Origin of the sequence: Sphingopyxis sp. LC81, assembly GCF_000756375.1 — a bacterium.
Lineage (GTDB): Bacteria > Pseudomonadota > Alphaproteobacteria > Sphingomonadales > Sphingomonadaceae > Sphingopyxis.
Genome location: NZ_JNFD01000002.1, coordinates 153,556 through 175,203, shown reverse-complemented (window position 1 = coordinate 175,203; position 21,648 = coordinate 153,556). Strand labels below are relative to the sequence as shown.

Annotated in this window: 19 protein-coding genes; 10 read left to right on the top strand and 9 right to left on the bottom strand. The window is 64.1% G+C overall.

Features of this window, described 5'->3' with window-relative positions; genetic code table 11:
• The first annotated feature begins 1 nt into the window (after nt 1).
• The 5 genes from FG91_RS02625 to FG91_RS02605 are packed head-to-tail and all read left to right on the top strand — an operon-like array spanning nt 2 to nt 5,061.
• Nucleotides 2-820 (top strand): alpha/beta fold hydrolase, encoded by an 819-nt coding sequence (locus tag FG91_RS02625; RefSeq protein ID WP_037511504.1) that lies wholly within the window; start codon nt 2-4, stop codon nt 818-820.
• Nucleotides 807-1,595: a fumarylacetoacetate hydrolase family protein gene (locus FG91_RS02620; protein ID WP_037511502.1), complete on the top strand. Its 789-nt coding sequence runs from the start codon at nt 807-809 to the stop codon at nt 1,593-1,595. The genes FG91_RS02625 and FG91_RS02620 overlap by 14 nt, the downstream gene beginning before the upstream one ends.
• A gap of 9 nt (nt 1,596-1,604) precedes the next feature.
• The gene (locus FG91_RS02615) at nt 1,605-2,549 is read left to right on the top strand and encodes an acetaldehyde dehydrogenase (acetylating) (protein WP_037511500.1); all 945 of its coding nucleotides are present in this window, start codon (nt 1,605-1,607) and stop codon (nt 2,547-2,549) included.
• Nucleotides 2,546-3,592: a 4-hydroxy-2-oxovalerate aldolase gene (dmpG, locus tag FG91_RS02610; RefSeq protein WP_037511499.1), complete on the top strand. Its 1,047-nt coding sequence runs from the start codon at nt 2,546-2,548 to the stop codon at nt 3,590-3,592. Before FG91_RS02615 ends, dmpG begins: the two co-directional genes overlap by 4 nt.
• Nucleotides 3,589-5,061: an FAD-dependent oxidoreductase gene (locus FG91_RS02605; protein WP_037511495.1), complete on the top strand. Its 1,473-nt coding sequence runs from the start codon at nt 3,589-3,591 to the stop codon at nt 5,059-5,061. The genes dmpG and FG91_RS02605 overlap by 4 nt, the downstream gene beginning before the upstream one ends.
• On the opposite strand, the gene FG91_RS02600 is transcribed toward FG91_RS02605, so the two are convergent.
• From FG91_RS02600 to FG91_RS02575, 6 genes are all read right to left on the bottom strand, one after another.
• On the bottom strand, nt 5,058-5,930 hold the full coding sequence (locus FG91_RS02600) for an SDR family NAD(P)-dependent oxidoreductase (RefSeq protein ID WP_037511492.1): 873 nt from the start codon (nt 5,928-5,930) through the stop codon (nt 5,058-5,060). The genes FG91_RS02605 and FG91_RS02600 overlap by 4 nt on opposite strands.
• Nucleotides 5,931-5,971: 41 nt before the next feature.
• A complete protein-coding gene (locus FG91_RS02595) occupies nt 5,972-7,450 on the bottom strand; it encodes a flavin-containing monooxygenase (protein WP_052187239.1) in 1,479 nt (492 codons plus the stop codon).
• Nucleotides 7,451-7,713: 263 nt separating this feature from the next.
• Entirely contained in the window at nt 7,714-9,060 is a 1,347-nt protein-coding gene (locus FG91_RS02590; RefSeq protein ID WP_037511486.1) for a GntT/GntP/DsdX family permease, read from the bottom strand.
• A gap of 37 nt (nt 9,061-9,097) precedes the next feature.
• A complete protein-coding gene (locus FG91_RS02585; RefSeq protein ID WP_235211920.1) occupies nt 9,098-9,994 on the bottom strand; it encodes a MurR/RpiR family transcriptional regulator in 897 nt (298 codons plus the stop codon).
• 46 nt (nt 9,995-10,040) lie between these two features.
• Nucleotides 10,041-12,248, bottom strand: a complete 2,208-nt coding sequence (locus tag FG91_RS02580) for a family 20 glycosylhydrolase (protein WP_268746367.1) — start codon at nt 12,246-12,248, stop codon at nt 10,041-10,043.
• 240 nt (nt 12,249-12,488) lie between these two features.
• A complete protein-coding gene (locus FG91_RS02575; RefSeq protein WP_235211911.1) occupies nt 12,489-15,419 on the bottom strand; it encodes a TonB-dependent receptor plug domain-containing protein in 2,931 nt (976 codons plus the stop codon).
• Between the two features lie 424 nt (nt 15,420-15,843).
• Between FG91_RS02575 and FG91_RS02570 the strand changes: the two genes are divergently transcribed.
• The 5 genes from FG91_RS02570 (at nt 15,844) to FG91_RS02550 (ending at nt 19,630) form a co-directional block, all read left to right on the top strand.
• Entirely contained in the window at nt 15,844-17,019 is a 1,176-nt protein-coding gene (locus tag FG91_RS02570) for a mandelate racemase/muconate lactonizing enzyme family protein (RefSeq protein ID WP_200878386.1), read from the top strand.
• A complete protein-coding gene (locus FG91_RS02565) occupies nt 17,016-17,411 on the top strand; it encodes a RidA family protein (RefSeq protein ID WP_052187238.1) in 396 nt (131 codons plus the stop codon). Before FG91_RS02570 ends, FG91_RS02565 begins: the two co-directional genes overlap by 4 nt.
• Complete coding sequence (locus FG91_RS02560) at nt 17,408-18,190, top strand: creatininase family protein (protein WP_037511789.1); 783 nt, start codon at nt 17,408-17,410, stop codon at nt 18,188-18,190. The genes FG91_RS02565 and FG91_RS02560 overlap by 4 nt, the downstream gene beginning before the upstream one ends.
• Nucleotides 18,191-18,519: 329 nt before the next feature.
• Nucleotides 18,520-18,789, top strand: coding sequence for a hypothetical protein (locus FG91_RS02555; protein ID WP_037511479.1), 270 nt, complete (start codon nt 18,520-18,522; stop codon nt 18,787-18,789).
• Between the two features lie 37 nt (nt 18,790-18,826).
• A complete protein-coding gene (locus FG91_RS02550; protein WP_037511476.1) occupies nt 18,827-19,630 on the top strand; it encodes an enoyl-CoA hydratase-related protein in 804 nt (267 codons plus the stop codon).
• A gap of 87 nt (nt 19,631-19,717) precedes the next feature.
• Here FG91_RS02550 and FG91_RS02545 read toward each other — a convergent pair whose 3' ends face one another.
• The 3 genes from FG91_RS02545 to FG91_RS02535 are packed head-to-tail and all read right to left on the bottom strand — an operon-like array spanning nt 19,718 to nt 21,626.
• Nucleotides 19,718-20,320, bottom strand: coding sequence for an HD domain-containing protein (locus FG91_RS02545; protein ID WP_037511474.1), 603 nt, complete (start codon nt 20,318-20,320; stop codon nt 19,718-19,720).
• Between the two features lie 33 nt (nt 20,321-20,353).
• A complete protein-coding gene (locus FG91_RS02540; protein ID WP_052187237.1) occupies nt 20,354-21,082 on the bottom strand; it encodes a hypothetical protein in 729 nt (242 codons plus the stop codon).
• Entirely contained in the window at nt 21,066-21,626 is a 561-nt protein-coding gene (locus FG91_RS02535; protein WP_235211910.1) for a hypothetical protein, read from the bottom strand. Before FG91_RS02535 ends, FG91_RS02540 begins: the two co-directional genes overlap by 17 nt.
• Nucleotides 21,627-21,648 lie beyond the last annotated feature (22 nt).

The window sequence follows — 21,648 nt, the reverse complement described above, 5'->3', positions numbered from 1 at the left end:
CATGGGAGAGATGAAGGAAACGACCCACCGCGTCGCGGGCGGCTATGACATCCACATCAAGGAAACGGGCGAAGGCCCGGCGCTGGTGTTCGTCCACGGCAGCGGTCCCGGCGCGTCGGGGCTGTCCAATTTCCGGCAGAATGTCGATGCGTTCGTCGCGGCGGGTTACCGCGTGATCCTGCCCGACCTGATCGGCTATGGCGCCTCTTCGCAGCCCGAAGACATCGACTATACGCTGACCTTGTTCACCGACACGCTGTACGAAGCGCTGAAGGCGCACGGGGTCGAGAGCGCGACGCTGATCGGCAATTCGCTCGGCGGCGGCGTCGCGATCCAGATGACGCAGGACCATCCCGAATTCGTCGAGCGGCTGATCCTGATGGCGCCCGGCTGCATCGAGGAACTCGACGTCTATTTCGCGATGCCCGGCATCGCCGACATGCGCTCCTCCTTCGGCAGCCCCGACTTCAGCCTCGCCGACCAGCGGCGCCTCGGCGAAAATCTGGTTTACGACCCGAAGCACATTACCGACGCGCTGGTCGAGGAACGCTTCGCGGTCGCGAGCCAGCAGCCCAAGGAAGTGATCACGCGGATGCGGACGCATAATGTCCGCCCGCGGCTCGGCGAGATCAAGATCCCGATCCTGCTCTTCTGGGGCCAGAACGAACGCTTCATGCCGCTCTCGGGCATCCAGTATTTCTTCGAAGCCTGCGACGATGTGCGCTGCGTGACCTTCAACAAGGTCGGCCACTGGGTGCAGGTCGAGCGCGCGAGCGAATTCAACCGTTATGCAATCGAGTTCCTTGATGAGCATCGCTGAAACATACGGGCGCGAGCTCTATGAGGCGCTGCGCGACCGGCGCACGGTCGCACCGCTGATCGCGCGCGATGCGTCGCTGACGATCGACGACGCCTATGCGATCAGCCTCGACTTCCTGTCGCGGCGACTGAAGGACGGCGAGCGCGTCGTCGGCAAGAAGATCGGCGTCACGTCGAAGGCGGTGCAGGACATGTTGGGCGTCCACCAGCCCGATTTCGGCTTCCTCACCGACTGGATGTATGTCGAGGGCGATATCGACATCGACGCGAAAGCGCTGATCGCGCCGCGCGCCGAAGCCGAGATCGCTTTCATCCTGAAGGACAGCCTGAACGGTCCCGGCGTGACCGCCGCCGACGTGATCGCGGCGACCGCGAGCATCGCCCCCTGTTTCGAGATCGTCGACAGCCGCATCACCGACTGGAAGATCGGCATTGTCGACACGGTTGCCGACAACGCCTCGTGCGGGGTCTTTGTGCTCGGCAAGGAACGGATCGATCCGCGCGGACTCGATCTGCCGAACCTGCATGTTGCGGTCGCGAAAAACGGATCGCCGCTTTCCGAAGGCTATGGCCATGCGGTGCAGGGCGACCCCGCGCAGGCGGTCGCGTGGCTCGCCAATACGCTTGGCGCGCATGGCGTGACGCTCGATGCCGGCGACATCATCCTGTCGGGCAGCCTCGTCCCGCTCGCGCCCGCGGCCAAGGGCGACATCTTCGAAATGATCCTCGGCGACGGCCGCCGCACGCTCGGCCATTGCGTCGCGCGCTTTGTATAAGGAAAACCCATGACCCGCGTGAAGGCAGCGATCATCGGTTCGGGCAATATCGGCACCGACCTGATGATCAAGATGATCAAATATCCGCAGAATATGGAGCTGGTCGCGGTCGTTGGCATCGACGAGAAATCCGAAGGGCTCGCCATGGCGCGCGAGCGCGGCGTCGCGACGACGCACGAGGGCCTCGACGGGCTCAAGGCGATGGACGTCTATCCCGAGATCGGGATCGTCTTCGACGCGACCAGCGCCTATGCGCACAAGGTGCACGACGCGGCGCTGCGCGCCGACGGCAAGCAGGTCGTCGACCTGACCCCCGCGGCGATCGGTCCCTATACGATCCCGACCGTCAACGGCGATGCCAATCTCGATGCCGGCAACGTCAATATGGTGACGTGCGGCGGACAGGCGACGATCCCGATGGTCGCCGCGGTCAGCCAGGTCGCGACCGTCCATTACGCCGAAATCGTCGCGTCGGTCTCGTCGCGCTCGGCGGGCCCCGGCACGCGCGCCAATATCGACGAGTTCACCCGCACCACCGCGGGCGCGATCGAAAAGGTCGGCGGCGCGGCGCAGGGCAAGGCGATCATCATCCTGAACCCCGCCGAACCGCCGATGATTATGCGCGACACGGTCTTCACCCTGTCCGAAGGCGCCGACGAAGACACCATCCGTGCCTCGGTCGAGGCGATGGTGAAAAAGGTGCAGGCCTATGTGCCCGGCTATCGCCTGAAGCAGGAGGTGCAGTTCGAGCGCTTCGGCGACAACAACAAGCTGAAGATTCCCGGGCGCGGCGAGTTTACGGGCATCAAGACGATGATCCTGCTCGAGGTCGAGGGCGCGGGCGATTACCTGCCCAGCTATTCGGGCAATCTCGACATCATGACCGCCGCCGCCAAGGCGACCGGCGAACTGCTCGCGCAGCGCATCCGCGAAGGAAAGAAGGTGACCGCATGACGAAGACATTCAACGTCGAGGCGGGCGACAAGCTCTATATTCAGGACGTCACCCTGCGCGACGGGATGCACGCGATCCGCCATATGTACGGCATCGACGAGGTGAAGGCGATCGCAAAGGCGCTCGACGACGCAGGGGTCGACGCGATCGAAGTCGCGCATGGCGACGGCCTGAGCGGCGCCAGCTTCAACTATGGCTTCGGCGCGCACACCGACTGGGAATGGCTGGAGGCGGTCGCCTCGGTGCTGACGAAATCGGTGCTCACCACGCTGATCCTGCCCGGCGTCGGCACGGTCGAGGAACTTCGCCGCGCCTATGATCTCGGCGTGCGCTCGGTGCGCGTCGCGACGCACTGCACCGAGGCCGATGTGTCGAAGCAGCATATCGGCATCGCGCGCGATCTCGGCATGGACGTCGCGGGCTTCCTGATGATGAGCCATATGATCGAGCCCGAGGCGCTCGCGAGCCAAGCCCTGCTGATGGAAAGCTATGGCGCCCAGTGTGTTTATGTCACCGACAGCGGCGGCGCGCTCGACATGGACGGCGTCAAGGCGCGGCTCGAAGCCTATGACCGCGTGCTGAAACCCGAAACGCAGCGCGGCATGCACGCGCACCACAATCTCTCGCTCGGCGTCGCGAACAGCATCGTCGCGGCGCAGTGCGGTGCGGTGCGCATCGACGCGTCGCTCACCGGCATGGGAGCGGGCGCGGGCAATGCGCCGCTCGAGGTCTTCATCGCCGCCGCCGACCGCAAGGGCTGGAACCATGGCTGCGACGTCAATGCGCTGATGGACGCAGCGGAGGATCTGGTGCGCCCGCTTCAGGATCGCCCGGTCCGCGTCGACCGCGAAACGCTCGCGCTCGGTTATGCGGGTGTCTATTCGAGCTTCCTGCGCCATGCCGAAAAGGCGGCCGAAACCTACGGCCTCGACACGCGCACGATCCTCGTCGAACTCGGCCGCCGCAAGATGGTCGGCGGGCAGGAGGATATGATCGTCGACGTCGCGCTCGACATGCTGAAGGCGCGCGAGACCGCCGCATGAGCGATTTCTCCGCCGCCCGACCCTTTCCCCACGAGCAGGTCGAGCGCTGGGACGCCGAAACCGATGTCGCGATCGTCGGCTTCGGCGCCGCGGGCGCCTGCGCCGCGATCGAGGCGGCGGAAGCCGGCACCGCGGTGACCTTGTTCGAGGCGGCGTCGGGCAGCGGCGGCGCCTCGGCGCTGTCGGGCGGTGAAATCTATCTCGGCGGCGGTGGCGGGACCGATGCGCAGCGCGCGGCGGGGTTCGAGGACTCGACCGAAGCGCTCGAAACCTATCTGACGATGGCGGGCGGCCCCGACGCCGATACGGCGAAGATCGCGCTCTATGCGCGCGAAAGCCTCGCCCATTATCAGTGGCTCAAGGATCAGGGCGTGCCGTACAAGGGCAGCTTCCTCCCCGGCAAGATCATCGAACCCGCCGAGGACGACACACTGATCTGGTCGGGGAGCGAGGCCGCATGGCCCTTTTCGGTGGCCGCGACGCCTGCCCCCCGCGGACACACGATCGAGTTCATGGGCTGGGGCGGCGGGCGCAAGCTCGTCGACATTCTTGAAGCCCGCGTCCGCGCGCTAGGCGTCGATGTTCGTACCGATGCGCGGGTTCTCTCGCTGATCGCCGACGCAAGCGAACGCGTCACCGGGCTCGTCGTCCGCATCGACGGCAAACCGCAATATATACGCGCACGCAAGGGCGTGGTGCTGGCGACCGGCGGTTTCTGCATGAATCAGGATATGCTCCGCCGCTACGCCCCGCAGACGCTGCGCCTTTCCAACCCGATCGGCGAGAATGACAATGGCTCGGGCATCTTGATGGGCATGGGTGTCGGCGGCGACGCGATTCACATGGACGAATTTTTCACCACCTGCCCGTGGATCATGCCCGAAAGCCTGGTGAAGGGCATTTTCGTCAATGAGCGCGGGCAGCGCTTCATCAACGAGGATTGCTACCACGGGCGCGTCAGCCGGACGATGCTCGACCAGCCCGGCGACCGTGTCTTCCTCCTCGTCGACAACGCGATTTTCGCGCGGCCGCTCGACCTTGCGCGGATCGAGATCGCCGCGGTGGGCGACAGCTGGGAGGAGGTCGAACGCGAGCTCGGCCTGCCCGAAAATACGCTGGCGCCGACGGTCCACACCTTCAACCGCTACGCCGCCGAAGGCCATGACCCGATCTTCAACAAGGCGTCCGAATGGCTGAAAGTGCTGGACGAAGGGCCTTTCGCGGCGCTCGAGCTCAACATCCGCACCAGCTTCTTTTCCTTCTTCACGCTTGGCGGCCTCAACACGCGACCGTCGGGCGAAGTGCTCGACCGCGCCGGCCAGATCGTTCCCGGCCTCTATGCCGCGGGCCGCGCCACGTCGGGCCTGCCGCGCTGGGGGCATGGCTATAGCTCGGGCCTCAGCCTCGCCGACTGCACCTTTTTCGGGCGCATGGCGGGGCGGCAGGCGGCAATTGCTACGCCCGACTAATAGACGATCGCGGGGTTCGGATCGCGCGGGCTGCCGAGCATCTCGCGGTGCGAAGGCGGCGTCTTGCCGCGGTCGGTGATGCCATAGCGTCCCGCGATCTCGGCGCCGATGACCGTGTGCCCCGACAGCTCGTCGCCCTTCGGATCGGTGGCGATCGCATGGATGATATGCCCGGTGAACTGCGGCATCTCGGCCATCGCCATGAAGCCTTCATATTGTTCCTTGTGAACCTCGGCCGCGCCCAGCGCGCGCTCGGTGATCTGCGGCCCCAGCCAGATCGAGACGGTGCGGACGCCATGCGGGCGGAAATCGACCGCCATGTCGTGCGCGAACTTGTCCACGCCCGCCTTTTGCGCGCCATAGGCTGCGCCGTGCATATAGCAGCTCGCGCCAAAGGAAGAGGTGAAGGCAATCAGCCCCGATTTTTGCCCCACCATCATCCCCGCGGCGTGCCAGCTCGCGACATAGGCGGAGCGCAGGCCGACGTTGAGAATCTCCACCGCCGCAAGCTCCTTTTCCCAGAAAGGCGCCTGCGTGATGAGCTGATGATGGATATAGGTGGCGTTGTTCACGAGGATGTCGAGCCGACCCGAATCCTTACGCACCCGTTCGAAAAGCGCCGCGACCTGCGCATCATCTGCGTGATCGCAGGCGACCGCGATGCCCTTGCCGCCTGCGGCCGTTACCGCCGCGGCGGTTTCGTGGATGGTCCCGGCGAGCGGCGAGCCGTCCCACCCCGTCGCGTCGCTGCGATCGCTGCTGCGGCCGGTGACGTAGACGGTCATCCCCTTTTCGCCGAGACCGATCGCAATGCCCTTGCCCGCGCCGCGGCTGGCGCCCGTCACGACGGCGATTGCCGGATTTATCATTTCACTCTCCCGATTGCCAATGCTCACGACCGGCTCCGCCCTCAGGCGGCGACCTCGGCCTTCACCATTTCGAAATCGTCGAAGTCGGGCTTCGCCATCACGTCGGCGAAATGGCCATAGCTCCACGGCCAGGTCATCGGCACGCCGTCCTTGCCAAGATACCAGCTCGAACAGCCCGAGGCGAAGATCGTGCCTTTGGCAGCCTCGGTCCGCGCGTCGTCATAACGCGCCATCGCATCGGGCGTGACGCAGATTTCGGCGCATTCACCGCTCGTCACCTTGTCGAGCAATTGCTCGATATAGCCCCATTGACGCTCGGCGACGTCGATCAACGAGAAATTGCCGACCGGCCCCGTCGGCCCGTTGAGGAAGAAGAAGTTCGGGAAATCGGGGAGCGAGATCGCGTTATACGCAGTCGCGTGCTTCGCCCACATGTCGTCGAGCGACGCACCGCCGCGTCCGGTCACCACCGCAGGGCGGATGAAGCGATCGGCGTGGAAACCCGTCGCGAGGATGATGAGGTCGAGTTCATGGAGCACGCCGTCGCTGGTGCGGATGCCCTCGGGCTCGATCCGCTCGATCCCCTCGATCACGACATCGACGTCATGCTGCTGGACGACCTGATAATAGTCGGGCGAGAAGATCAGCCGCTTGCACGCCGCGCGGTAATTCGGGCGCAGCCGTTCGCGAAGCACCGGATCGGCGACCCCCTGCTCCAGATTGTCGCGCACGATCGTCTCGATGATGTGCATCTCTTCGCTGTCGGGCTTGATGATCCCCGCGGTGAAGCGCAACACATTCGCCTGATAGTCGGGATCGTAGCGGACCGCATCGATCAGCGCCGGGTCGCGGCGGAACGCCTCGCGCTGCTCCTCGCTATAAGGCGTGTTCGGCATCGGCATGATCCATTGCGGCGAGCGCTGGAAATGGCCGAGCTTGCTCGCGCGGCCGGCGAGCGCCGATACGAGCTGGACGCCGGTCGAGCCGCTGCCGACGACGCCGATGCGCTTGCCGTCGAGCGCGATCGCATCGTCCCAGCGCGCGCTATGCGCGACGGTGCCGGCGAAGCTTTCAAGCCCCTCGATCTCGGGCATGCGCGGGTGATGGAGCACCCCGGTCGCGGTGATGACGATGTCGGCCTCGACGGTCATCCCGGCCTTGGTGGTGACGGTCCACACGCCGTCGTCATAGGTGCAGCTATCGACCTCCTGACCGAAATGCGCGATCTCGCGCAGACCGAAACGGTCGGTCACATCCTCGAAATAGTCCTGGATTTCGGGGCCCGGCGCCAGATAGCTGCTCCATTCGGCATTGGGCGCGAAGCTGTAGGTATAGGCGTGCGCGGGAACGTCGCAGTTGAGCCCCGGATAGCGGTTCTCGCGCCAGGTGCCGCCGATCGTGTGCGCCTTTTCCAGCAGCGTGACGTTGCGACAGCCCGCCTCGCGCAGGCGGATCGCCGCCAATATCCCCGACATGCCCCCGCCGATGACGACATATCGCAGGTCCAGATTGCGCTCCACTATTCACTCCAATTTTCCGATTGCTCTTGCTCCATTGCCTACGGTCGCTGCCGGGCGCCCACATCACTCAAATGGACGAGATCGGGAATTGCCCATCAGGACCGTGCGATAGCGGCTCTTCGGTAATACGAGGATCCGGGGCAAATCGACCGGCACCGGCGGCTGACGCCCGGAAGCAGACATCGCATGTTGGGACCACCGACGAACTCGATGGCACGAACAATTGCGGCGTTTGGGTTATGCTGTACGAAGAGGGCCTCAGTCTATTGAACGGCGTTCAGCGCGAGGGTCAGCAGAAGCGCGATCACAGAGATCAACGTCTCACAGACAGTCCATGTCTTGAAGGTCTGGGGGACGGTAAGGCCGAAATAGGTTTTCACCAGCCAGAAACCACCGTCGTTGACGTGTGACAGAATCAGCGAGCCTGCACCGGTCGCGAGGACGAGAAGCTCCGGCGACGTTCCGCCGCCGATAGCGACCGGCGCGACGATCCCGGCCGCGGTCGTCATCGCAACCGTTGCCGATCCGGTGGCGATCCGCATCATCGCCGCCACCAGCCAGGCGAGCAGCAGCAGGGGAACATGGATTTGCTGCGCCATATCGACGACGGCGGTCGAAACGCCCCCGTCCATGAGAATTCGCCCAAAGCCGGCCCCGGCGCCGACGACGAGCGTCACCATCGCGGTTGGCGCGAGGCACTCCTCCATGAAGCGCGCGATCGTCGCGCGGTCGTACCCGCGCGCGCTGCCGAATGTGACAAAGCTGAGGAGCAGCGCGATCAGCAGCGCAGTGACGGGATGGCCGATGAGCCGCAGCGTCTGATTGGCGGTGCTGCCGACAGGCGCCAGCGCGTCCGCCGCGCTACCGAGCAGCATCAGCGCGACGGGCGACAGGATGGTGAGCAGCGTAATGCCGAAACCCGGCAGATCGGTGACGTCGGACATGTCCGCTTCGCTCAGCGCATCGGCCATCGGATTGGGTTCGGTCACGGGAACATGGCGGTCGATCAGCGAAGCGAAGACGGGGCCCGCGATCGCCGCGGTCGGCAGCCCGACGAGCAGCGCGAGCAGGATGGTGAGGCCGATATCGGCCTGATAGGCGGTGACCGCGAGCAGCGCGGCCGGATGCGGCGGCACCAGGCCGTGGACCACCGACAGCCCGGCCACCATCGGCAGCCCGACCTTCAATATCGAGGTGCCGGTCCGCTTCGCGACGGTGAACACGATCGGCATCAGCAGAACGAATCCGACTTCGAAGAACACCGGAAGGCCGATGGCCAGCGCCGCAGCCATCATCGCCCAATGGACGCGGGCGGGGCCGAACCAGCCGATCATCGTGCGCGCGATCCGCTCGGCACCGCCGGATTCGGCCATCATCTTGCCCAGCATGGTGCCGATCGCGACGACCAGGGCGATGTGCCCCAGCGTGCCGCCGACCCCCGCCTCATAGGCGGCGAGCAACCGATCGAGCGGCATGCCGAGCACGGCGCCGAGCACCAGCGAGACGAGGATCAGTGCGATGAACGGGTTCAGGTTGAACCGCGCGATCAGCACGATCAGGCTCGCCACGGCACCAAGGCCGGTCAGCACCAGAGCAAGATTGCCGGTCATGACTTGAGCGTGCAATGTGCCTGAGGCCGCATGCCGATCAGTCGCCGAGCGGCTGGCGGTCGTCGCCGCCGTTGCGGTAGCCATCCAGCGCATATTTCACGCGCCGCAGCGTTTCCTGCGAAACCGGCCGGCGGAGCAGCGCGAGTTCGGTCATCAGCACATCGAGGACCAGCATCATGGCGTAGCGGGAGGCCGATGGCTTGAAGATGAAATCCGTCTCCATCGTCTGCACCGGCAAGCTCAGATCGGCGAGGCCGGACAGTGGCGAGCCGATCGCGGTGAGGGTGATGAGCTTTGCGCCATATCCCTTTGCCGTCGCGCAGCTGGTGTTCAGTTCGCTGATCGCGCCGGTCATCGAGAGCGCGAGCACCACGTCGTTGGCGTGCACGCTGGCTGCGACCATGCGCTGAGTCATGCCGTCGGTCACCGCGGATGCCCCCAGGCCGAGACGGAACAGACGGTTGCCGGCTTCGAGCGACAATACGGTGGAACTGCCGCCGATACCGAAAATATGGATCATACGCGCGTCGTTGAGCATCTGCGCGGCGGTGCGCACTTCGGTGGGGTCGAGCAGCGCCTCGTTCACCTGCACCGCCTGGATGATGTCGCCGAGCACGCGCTTGCTGACCGACGCCGCCGGGTCCCGATCGTCCGCGTCGTCCGAGGCGGCGATGAAGCGGTTGCCGACCGCGCTGGCGCGCGCCAGCGCGACCTTCATCTCGCGTACGTCCTTGAGGCCGATCGCCTTCGCCAGACGGGTAATGGTCGCCTGGGACACACCGGCCTTTGCCGCGAGCTCGCCGATGCTGGCCGAGGCGCCCGCGACCAGATCGTCGAGGATCGCCTGCGCCGCTCGCCGTTCCGCCGGCCGCAGCGTGTCGCGGTGGCGGGCGATCCGATCAACGATATCGAGAGGTTGCATGTCGGCCATCATCGACAATTATGAAGCATTTCGCGAGCGTTCATATTCATCATCGATCCTATGGCGTTACCAGCTGCACCGCAGCGATCGTCCAGAGCGGATTGTTGCTGCGCCCGGTGAAGGTCAGGCAAAGGTCATGCGCGCCTTTTCGAGCGGATATCGGCGCCGACAGCTGCGTGACGGCAGGGCTTTTGACCTGATCGAGTGATACGCTTGCGATCACCTCGCCCTGGCAGCCGCCGACCCTGATCTCCAACTCGCCCGCGGCGGTTCGCGGCGTGCCCAGCGGCGCGATGACATGGCCATTGTTCAGCTGAAAGTTGAACGGCACCTGCCCCACATCCACATCGATCCGCGACACGTCGTCGAGCGGCGCGGCCTCGTAGAGCCAGCAGGGCTCGAGAACGCTGGTCCGGAAACTCGCGCGGGGTCCTGACGCCGGCGCATCATCTTCCAGGGCAAGCACCAGCTTGGAAGAACATGGCGTGAGTTCACGGTCATCGCGCCGGCGAACGCTCGCCGCATCGAAAACTTTCTCGATCGCGCCCGGCAGGGGCGTGCTGCCGCGGAAAGCGGCGGCGCGCAGACGGGTCGGCAGGGCGAGATCGATCGGCCCGGCATAGCGCGCGGACTGCAGGCCCGGCGCGCTTCCGTCGAGCGTATAGCGGATGTCCGCCTTCACCTGCGTCGCCAGCGTGACCGTCGCCCGCCCCCCGCCAAGCGCGGTGACCGACGTGGCGGGCGCGAAGGCGCTTTCGGCTGGGTTGATCCCCATCGCCTTGAGACGGTCGATCTGGGGGACAAGGCGGTCGACGAAGCCGTCGAAATCGCCGCCTTCGCCGCGCCAGGCGACCTCAGCCAATGCCGAGAGTCGCGGAAAGGTCATATAGGCGGCCCGGTCATCGCCGCGGACATGCTCCGTGAACAACGTCGCCTGCAGGCCGAGTACATGGGCCTGCTGATCTTGCGTGAGCGTATCGGGCAATGGATCGAAGCGATAATAGTCCTCGAGCGTGATCGGCTTGCCGCGTCCCGGCCCTTCCGCCGCGGTGGTCCCTTGCAGGTGATCCAGATAGAGCGCGGGCGATGGCGTGAGCACGGTGTCGTGCCCCGCCTTCGCCGCGGTGATCGCGCCTTCGATCCCGCGCCACGACATCACGGTGGCATTGGGCGCGACGCCGCCTTCGAGAATCTCGTCCCAGCCGATCAGCTTGCGACCGCGTGCATTGAGGAACTTCTCCATGCGCTTGATGAACCAGGATTGCAGCTCGCGTTCCTCGCGGATGCCAAGGCTGCGCATCCGCGCCTGTGCGGAGGGCGACGCCTTCCATTCGGTCATCAGCGCTTCGTCGCCGCCGATATGGATATAGGGCGAGGGAAACAGCGCCATCACTTCGCTGAGCACATTCTCCAGAAAGCGGAAGGTCGGCTCCTCGACATTGTAGATCCTCGTGTACACGCCCCAATCGGCATGGATATCGGGCGGGACCGGCGCGCCGGAGCCGAGCTCGGGATAGGCGCGGATCGCCGACAGGGCGTGTCCCGGCATTTCGATTTCGGGCACGATCGTGATGTTGCGTGCGGCGGCATAGGCGACGACATCGCGGATTTGGGCTTGCGTGTAGAAGCCGCCAACCCGGGGCAGCGGCGGCGCGCCCGGCGCGGTCGCCGGGCTGCGCCATGCGCCGATTTGCGTGAGCTTCGGATATTTGGCGATCTCGATCCGCCAGCCCTGATCGTCGACCAGATGCCAATGCAGAATGTTCAGCTTGTGCGCGGCCATCGCATCGATCAGCTTCTTCACATAGTCGACCGACTGGAAATGGCGCGCACTGTCGAGCATGAAGCCGCGCCATGCGAAGCGCGGGGCATCGCGAATTTCGACCGCGGGGATGTCCTTCGACGCACCGGTCGCCAGCTGCCACAGCGTCACAGCCCCATAAAGAAAACCGGCATCGTCGCTGGCGCTGATGGTGGCGCCCGCAGGCGACGTGCTGAGCCTGTAGCCTTCCTTGGGAAGGCCGGATGTGCGCTGGAACCGGATCGTCGGCGAGCCTGCCCGCGACGATTTGCCGAGGCCGAGGTGGCTGGTGAGCCATGCGGAAGCCTTGCCCGCACCCGCATCGCCGTGCGGCACCACGATCCGCGCATTGTCGGTCAGTTGAAATCCCTGGCCGGCTTGCACAATCTCGCTGGGCTGCGGCAGGATAGGCAGGACCTGAGGCTGGGCCTGCGCAACCGCCGGGGATGCGCAACAAGCGAGCAGGAACGCCGACGGCCCCCAGACTGTGCCTTGAATCTTCCGGGAAAAGAAGGGGGCCGGAAAGTGAATCCGGCCCCAGAGGGAGGTACTGAAATTCGATATATGTGGCGACGTGAGGCTGCGCTCCACGCGCTGAATGGCGGGGCGGGAAATGGTATTACGCAGCCAGGATTGAACGAAATGCATCAACCGCCCCTCATTTATAGTTTCCACGATTAGCCTCACGCTTTTGCCCGCAAGCCCCTAGAATTCCGCGCGAAGGCCCACGCGGAAGACCCGGCCGAGAATATCGTACAGGAACGGGTTGATGCCCGGACCGACGCCCGTCAACGGATTAGGTTCGGGATCCTTGTCGAAGAGGTTGTCGACGCGGAAATAGGTGCTGACCTTGTCGTTGAACTTGTAGCTGCCGCCGATGTCCACATAGAGCGCGCCGGCCATCGAATTGTCGTCGACGGTTGGCCGCTGATTCGTCGCGACCGGGCAGTTGGTCTGGCATTCGATCCAGTCGTTCGAATAGACGCCGTCGCTGATCCAGCGCTGGGACAGGGTCAGGCTGAACTTGTCGGTATCCCAGCTCTGGGTGAACAGCCCCTTCCAATTGGGGATGGTGCCGCCGCCGACAAGGCCGTTGACGCCCGCCGTGTCGGTCGGCAGCGCGCCGATGACGTCGGGGTCGGTGACATATTCGATTACATGGGTTGCCAGCGCGCGCAGCGTGAACGTACCGGGCAGGCCGATCCCCGACAGCGGCAGGCGATAGGATGCTTCGATGTCGAACCCGCGTGTCTTGATGTTTGCGGCGTTGAACGCCGAAACCTCGACATAATTGGTGCCCACTGGACCCGTGAGTTGCACCTTGGCGCACTGGTCCTGCGAACCCGCGTCGCACAGATCCACGATCTGCTGGTTCGACAGCGCGATGATCGCGTTGTCGATCTCGATATTATAATAGTCGAACGAAAAGCTGAACCCGGGAAGCCAGCTGGGATTGGCCAGGACCACGCCGACTTCAGTGTTGCGCGCAATCTCGGGGTCGAGATCGGTGTTGCCGGTTGCGCGGTTCTGGATGTTGATCGAATTGCCGCGATAAAGAACCGTCGCGTTGGTGACGATCTGCGCCGCGAACAGTTCGGAAAGATTTGGCGCGCGGACGTCGCGCGACGTGACCGCCCGGAAGCGAAGGCCATCCAGCGGGGTCTTCCAGACGCCGCCGACCTTCCATGCCTCCACCGTGCCGGAGGTCGTATAGTCGGTCGCGCGGATCGCAGCGTTGATGTTCGCCTCGCCGAGCGCCTCGGATTTCAGGAACGGAAAGTTGACCTCCGCATAGGCTTCCTTGACGCCGTACCGTCCCTGACCGGATTTGTAGTTGCCCGCATACCAATTGTTGCCGATCGCGGTGTTGACCAGAGGATCGACCGGGTAGAGCGCGGAATTGGGCGAAGCAGGGCCAACGCCGTTGCCATAGGGATCCGCGGTCGTGCGGTATTTCTCTTCGCGTCCCTCGATCCCGATGGCGATGGAGATAGGCCCCGCCCAAGACGACAAGGGCTCGCCCGTCACGTTGAAGGCGAAAACGGTCTGTTCCTGCTTCGAACGCTGCCGCGGTCCGTTTTCGGGAATGACATATGCGAAGGCCGCCGGTGAATTCTGCACATCGCCGAAAATGTTGAAGGGCACGCACCCCGCGGCCCGTGCGACGGCGTTACGGCAGACGATCGAGCCGTCGGGCGCCCGCACCGCGTCGATGGCGGCGTTGAAATGCGGCTGCAACGAGATGTCCGACACGTCGACCGCAATATCGCTGACGCCGTAAGCGCCATAGGCATTGTAGCGCCATTCGGTGCCGGCCGCGTCGATCCGGCCGTCCACACCCAGCACATAGCGTTGCTGGTCGCGCCGCGTGTTCACCTTGATCGGATCGGGGAACTGACCGGTGCTCGTACCGAAACCGAAGCTGGTGATGCCCGCCGTCGTGCAGGCGGTACGAATGGAGGCAGGCAGGAAGGCATTGTCGCACTGGATCGTCAGGTTGGGCCGCTCTGCGCCGATGTTGGGAAAGTTGCGCGACAGGACACGGGCAAGCGTAACGGTGCCGAACAATTCGGCGCGATCGTCGATCTCATAACCGACACGCGCGTAACCGACGGCGCGCTTGATCCGGCTGGCGAGGCTCGGCGATTCGCCGATCTGGCCGCTGAGGTCGCCGCCGACGCAGAACGGGCTGAAGCATCCGGTGACTTGACCATTGCGGAGCGGCACGCCGTTCGAGCCATATTGAAACTGGAACGGAACGCCGTTTGCGCCGAATGCGGTCCCCTGGAGCGGGCCGTTGTTGATCAGGCCGAATTTGGCGTACTGAAACTGCTGCGCACGTTCGATGTAGAAATATTTCGGCCGCCCATCGGTGGTGGCCGAATTGGGCCGCGTCAGGAAGGCGGCGGCGTTGTACCAATCGCGGCCGTTGACGCCGCCGTTGACGCCGAAGCCGCCGGCCGGGGTGCCGTCCTCATAGCTGTATTCGGCGCTGGCCTGAACGTGGAGCCTGTCGTCGGCAAGGCTGCTGCCCCAAGCGACTTGCGCGGTGATGTTCGCGTCGTCGCCATAGGTGGTGATCCCGCTCTGGATGTTGGCCTTGAAGCCCTTGAAGCGCTTGTTGGTGATGAAGTTGACGACGCCGCCGACCGCGTCCGAGCCATAGGAGGCCGATGCGCCGCCAGTCACGACATCGACCCGCTCCACCAGCAGTTGCGGGAACTGGCTGACATCGGGCACGCCAATGAAATTGGCCGGGGTCACGCGCTGGCCGTCGAGCAACGTCAGCGTCCGGACCTCGCCCAATCCGCGCAGGCTGAACGAGCTCAGCCCCTGCTGACCGCTGCTGGTGCTGTTGACGCGAGTCGTCCTGCCGCTGCTGCCGAGCAGTGACGGCAGCTGCCGGATGGTTGCGAACAAATTGGGCTGTGCGGCCTTCTCGATGTCGTCGAGCGTCACCGTCGTCGTCGGCGTCGGCTGGTTGAAGCCGCGGGCCGTGAGGCGCGATCCCGTCACCACCAGTTCGGCGTCGGCGGTGCCGTTGCCCTGGTCGCGCGCGACGGCCTCCGGCTCGGCCGAGCCGCTTGCGGGCGCAGATGGCGCGTCTTGCGCATGCGCCGTCAGGGACATCGCCATGACCGCCGTCGTGGACAGAAGTAATCTGCAAAAAGACCGTACCATCAAGACTATCCCCTCTTTGTTTTTTCCCGGCGTCCAGCCTTCTTCAGGGCCGAGCGGTCGCCGCGACATTGGTCCCATGCCGGCATCTGCGCGAGCATGGGGATCTTGTTGGGGTCGATATGCCGCTGCCGCGATCCAACGTTCGGAAACGGCTAGCCGCTTCCGCTTTCATAGGATCAATGCAGTACCAATCGTCCCGATATGCTTAAAGTTTTCACAATAAATTGGCCGCGTCAACGGAAATTTTTCACGTTTGGTATTTTGTACCGAAAATAGGTAGCAATTTGGTATTGCTCTCATTATGGTGGACTCAATTGGGAGGACGTGGCTCGACCATGACCGGTCAGCGCGCGGCTTGCCCTTCACGTAAGGGGTCAGGATGACGATGAATTTCAATCCGCCGGCGGCGGCCATCGACGCGGCGCCGGTGATCACCGGGTTCGAATTTTACGAGGTGATCGTTCCGGCCAAGCCGGGAATGATCAACTCCGAATCACTGGCCAAGCCGTTGCACATGCTTCCCGTTGGCGGAGAGGCTGGCTGGAGCAAGCAGTTCGATGCATTGCCCAAGCTTATCGTACGGATGCGCCTGGCCAACGGCGTCGTCGCGCTCGGCGAATTCTATCGCGATCATGAATGGACGCGGATCGAGGCGATCTGCGAGAGGCTGATCGGTGCCGATCTCTCAACGCTCTCGCTCCAGAATCTGCCGCTGCCGCTCGTTCGCGAAGCGGACGGCTTCGAACTGGCGATCTGGGACGGCTGGGCAAAGTCGCTCGGCCTGCCGCTCCACGCCCTGCTCGGCGGCCGGGTGCGTGACCGCGTGCTGTGCGATGCATGGTCCAGCCACCGCACGCTCGACGAAGTCGGGCCGTGGGTGCAGGGCTATCAGGACCAGGGCTATCGCAGCATCAAGCTCAAGGCTGATCTGGAAGATGACGTGGTCGGGCTATGCGAACGCGTCGCGGCCCACGCGCCGGGCATGAAGGTGATCTTCGATCCCAATCAACGGTGGGAGAATATGGCCTCGGTAAAACCGATCATCCGGGGACTGGAGAAAGTTGGGAACGTGCTCTTGCTCGAGGACCCCATCCCCAAATGGATGATCCCCGACTATGCCGACCTTTGCCGCTTCTCGTCGATCCCGATCGTCCAGCACATATCCTTGCCCTATATTTATCAAGGCCAGCGGGTTCACGACATCATCGCGTTGATTCAGCAGCGGGCAGTGGACGGCTTCAATTTCAATGCCGGCCTCGCCAAGTTCAGCCAGCTCAACGCCGTCGCGGATGCTGCCGGCCTTTCCAGTTTCCACGGCTCCGAAGTCGATCTCGGAATCCTCGAGGCAATGTATCTTCACCAGGCGATCGCGGCGAAGAGTTGCATCTGGCCGAGCGACATCTTCGGGCGGATGATCCGCGAGCATGATTTGTTGAAGACGCCGATCCGGTTCGAACCGCCCTACGCCTTCGTGCCCGAGGGGCCCGGCCTTGGCGTCGAGCTCGATCAGGACGCGATCGAGCGATATTCCATCCGCCGGGAGATTTTCGAATGAACGCGGACGCCATCCTGCCCGTAGCATCGGAGCAGCACGTCACCGCCGGGCCTTATTCGCCCGTGCTTCGCATCCGTCACGACGCCGATATCATTGTCATCTCCGGCCAGGCGCCGCTCGACCTTTCGGGTGCGGTCATCGGCGCCACGATCGAGGAACAGGCGCGCGTGACGCTCGAGAATTGCCGGAAGCAGCTGGCCGCCGCAGGACTGGATCTGCACCACGTCTTCAAGGTCAATGTCTACCTGACCGACCTGTCGAACTGGCCGCGCTTCAATAATGTCTATCGCGAGATCATGCCGCAGCCCTTTCCCGCGCGCACCGCGATCGGCTGCGCGCTGCTCGACGGCTTTCTGGTGGAGATCGAAATGTGGGCGGCGGTGCGCGCATGAAGTGGGAAGAGCTGACCAGCCCGAAGCTGGGCGCGATCGACCGCAACACCCCGGTCGTCCTCAACATCGGCGCGATCGAGCAGCATGGCGGGCATTTGCCGCTGGTCACCGACGCGCTGATCGGTCGCCATTTCACCGACCGGATCGATGCCGCATTGGGGGAAGAGGTGCTCGTGGTGCCGCAAATTCCGATCTGCTGCTCGCATCACCATATGGATTTTCCGGGCACGCTGACGGTGCGTCATGAGACGCTGCTCGCCTATCTCACCGACGTGCTCGAATCGATCGTGGCGCACGGCTTTCGCAACATCGTGCTGTTCAACAGCCATGGCGGCAATCTCGCGATCGGCCAGGTCGCGCTGGAAAAGTTCGGGAACGCGCATCCCGAGGTCGAGATCTTCATGCTCACCTGGTGGCGCATCGCGGCGGAAGCGCTTGCCGAGCTTCAGGAAAGCGAATTCGGTGGCATCGGCCATGCCTGCGAGTTCGAGACCTCGCTCGTCCAGCTGATCGCTCCCGACCTGATCGATCCCGCAGCGCAGATCGATCAACTCGCGATCCATGCGTTCGAATGGGCGGCCGCAGACCTGCTGCGCGCGCCCCGGGCCTCCCACCATCAGACCATGCATCAGCTGACCAACGGAACCGGTGTGTCCGGCTGCTCCAGCAAGGCGTCGGCCTTGAAAGGTCAGGCCATATCGGACGTCGTAACCCGGGCAGCGGTCGATATGTTGCGAGACATCGCGCGATCGAACGCAGAGCCCGCAGATCCCGGATAATGCGGCAATCGACGTCCGTTTACTCGCTGACAAGATCGTTCTGCATCCGGGCGAGAAGCGTGGCGACTTGCGCCGCGGGAAAACCCCCCTCGCCACTCAATATACTCGCGCAAATGCTCGCGTTTCCTGCGACCAAACGAGTCCAATCCTGTCTAGGTTTGACCAACGACCGCGAGATAAAGGCTCAAGTTTCGAGCAAATTTCGCTATCCACGACCGATATGGGATTTCGAAAAACCGAGGATTTTAGCCGAATTCCTGCCTTAAGGGCGTATTTCCGACACGCGGATTCTGAATCCAAGCGTCGGGCTCGACCGCAGCTTCCTGTATATGTTTGAAGATATCGAGGCGGCGGAGAATTGGGACACCTACGTCATCGCGCACGCCTATAATGACAAGTCCATTCGCCGGCTGGTGAACAACGGTGTTCGCCAGATCGCTCATGGTCATCTAATGACCGACGAGGTCGTGCGGCTCATCGCCGAGATGGGGCTTAAGCCGGTCAATGTCGCGAAGGTCAATTCGATCTGGTTCCGGTCGTCCACTCCCGTTCCCTTCCCCCTTGCACTCCTCCCGCAAATGAGTCACATCTTTACGTGAACGTAAAGGTAAAGCACCTGCGAGAGGATTCTTCCCCATGACCCTTCCGACCTTCGACACGATCAAGCTCGAACTCGCCGACCATGTCGCGACGATCACGCTCAACCGCCCCGACCGGCTCAATTCGATGCCGCCCGCGATGGCCGACGATATTCGCGAAGCGCTCGATCATCTGCCGGGCCTCGGCGCACGCGCACTGCTGATCACCGGCGAGGGCCGCGGCTTCTGTTCGGGCGCCGATCTGGCGGGCGACCGGTCAGGTGGCGGAGCGGTCGGCGGCGGGGCGCGGAGCCGCAATGCGCTGCGCGGTCATTATAACCCGATGCTGCTCGCGCTCGCGAACCTCGACATCCCCGTCGTCACCGCCGTCAACGGCCCCGCGGCGGGCGTCGGATGCAGCTTCGCGCTGTCGGGCGATTTCACGATCGCGGGCAAGAGCGCCTATTTCCTCCAGGCCTTCGTCAACATCGGCCTCGTCCCCGACGGCGGTTCGTCGTGGCTGCTGCCGCGCCTCGTCGGCGTACCGCGCGCGCTGCAGATGATGATGCTGGGCGAGAAGATCGGCGGCGAACAGGCCGCTGACTGGGGCATGATCTATAAATGCGTCGACGACGCCGACCTTCTGACCGAGGCCAAGGCGCTCGCCACCCGCCTCGCCAATGGCCCGACGATCGCGCTCGGGACGATGCGCAAAGTGCTGCGCGATGGCCTGTCACAAGATTATTCGACCACGCTCGACGCCGAGGCCAAGGGCCAGTTCGTCGCGGGCGGCACCGCCGACGCGATGGAAGGCATCATGGCCTTCCAGCAAAAGCGCAAGACCGAGTTCAAGGGGAAGTAACCAACCGTCGCCCCAGCGGAAGCTGGGGCCGCTATCGTTCATCCTGGACGCGAGCGATCCCAGCTTTCGCTGGGATGACGACCCAAACTACTCCGCCGCTTCCTCAACCATCACCTTCTTGTAGATGCTCGTGCGCGGGTATGAGCAGATCCGCATCACCATCGGCTCGAAGAATTCGAGCGGCTCGCTGGCATAATCGGGGTCGAACGCCGGCGCGTCATATTTTTCGCAGAATTCGGCGCATGCCGCATAATGCGGGCTGTCGCGGAACTGGTCGCGCATGTCGCGGTCGAGCCCGAGATAGTGGAAGAAATAATGGCCCTGGAAAATCCCGTGGTGCTGGACGATCCACAGATTCTCCTCTGACAGGAAGGGCTTCAGGATCGCCGCCGCGACGTCGGGGTGGTTGAACGCGCCGAGCGTGTCGCCGATGTCGTGGAGCAGCGCCATCACCACATATTCCTCGTCGCGCCCATCGCGGTGGGCGCGCGTCGCGGTTTGCAGGCAATGCTCGAGCCGGTCGACCGGAAAACCGCCATAATCGCCGCCGAGCAGCTTCAGATGATCGAGGATGCGCTTGCCATTGTTCGGCGCGAACTGCTTCTGTTCGCGCGCGATAATGTCCCAATCTTCCTGCGTTCCGTCGATCATCGACCGGAATGTGGCGTGATCGTGCGTCATCTCGTTCATGGCAGCCTCTCCTATTTTGGCAGAGAGCCTATCCTATTCGTTGTTATTTGCAACGTTATAGGTTCTGACCTCGGCCTGCGTCAGGCAGCGGCGCGTCGATTTGTCCTCGGCGTTCGCCAGCGCCTTTTGCTGATACATCACCTCGGTCAAGAGCTTGCGCGACACCCCCATGCGGATCAGGAAATCATTATCCTCGCTCGCGAGCAGCGCAGCATCCTGTTCGATGTCGCCGATCAGTTCCTTGGTCGCGTCGGTGCCCATCGCGACGCTCATGTCGATCGCGCTGCGGTCGCCGGTGCGCGTGAACATATGGACGATGAACAGCCCGCCCGGATCGATCACGCGCGGCTGGCCGCCCATGAAGATGAAGTTGCACGCGCTGAAACAGGCCCAGCCTGCCGGGATGCGTGTCGTGAGGCCAAAGTTCGAACGGATGATCCGCCCCGCGGCGTTGCCCGCGCGCGCGTCGCCGCCGGGTGAGCGCAGCCACACTTCGCTGACGTCGGGATTGGCGGCGAGCGCGGCCTTCAGCCGGTCGGGCAGCCCCGCATCGATCCGCCCCTCGGCGAGCAGCACCTTGCCATTCTTCTTGGCAACAGGCGTCAGCTTCATCGTCGTATTCGCCGACCAGTCGGGGGTCAGCGGACACGTCGGGTTCGCGGGGTCGATCGCCGGCTTGGCGGCGCCGGTCAGGCAGGCGATCAGCCCCACCGCCGCGGCAACGCGAAACGCCTTACGCGACGCTTTACGCCGCGAGGACATAGCGCGCCTGGCCGGGGCCCTTGCACATCCGTTTCGACACGCGCGTCTCTTCGCCCTCGACGATCACGATGTCGGTGACGCTCATGCATTGCGAGCCATCGGCGAGTTCGTTCTTCGCGGCGATGGTCGAGGATCCGCTGACATTCTGACGCGTTTCGCTCGTCCAGTTCGCGGTCGCGCCGACCTCTTCGCCGCGCGTCACCTCCTCGGTCGCCGCCGCCGCCTGCACCTGCTCGGCCGGGTCGAGACGGCAGGCGATCGCGTCGGTGAGCGTCCCGCTGACCTCCGAAATCGGCACATAGCTGTAGACGCCGGCCTTGCTCGCCGCGCTGCCGATCGCCTCGTTGAGCACACCGCCCAAAATGCTCCGGCCCGCACTGCTGCCCTTCTTGCCCTTGGGACAGCCGCCCTTGCCCTCGTCGCTTGGTTTCGGCGCGGGGGTCGTCACCTTGCGGAGCAGGCTTCCGAACTGCGCCTGGGCTGGCGCGACGGCCAGCAGGCACGCCGCGAGCATCGCGGGGGTCGCCAATATTTTACGCATCATCGCAATCACCCTTGCCGCGCCC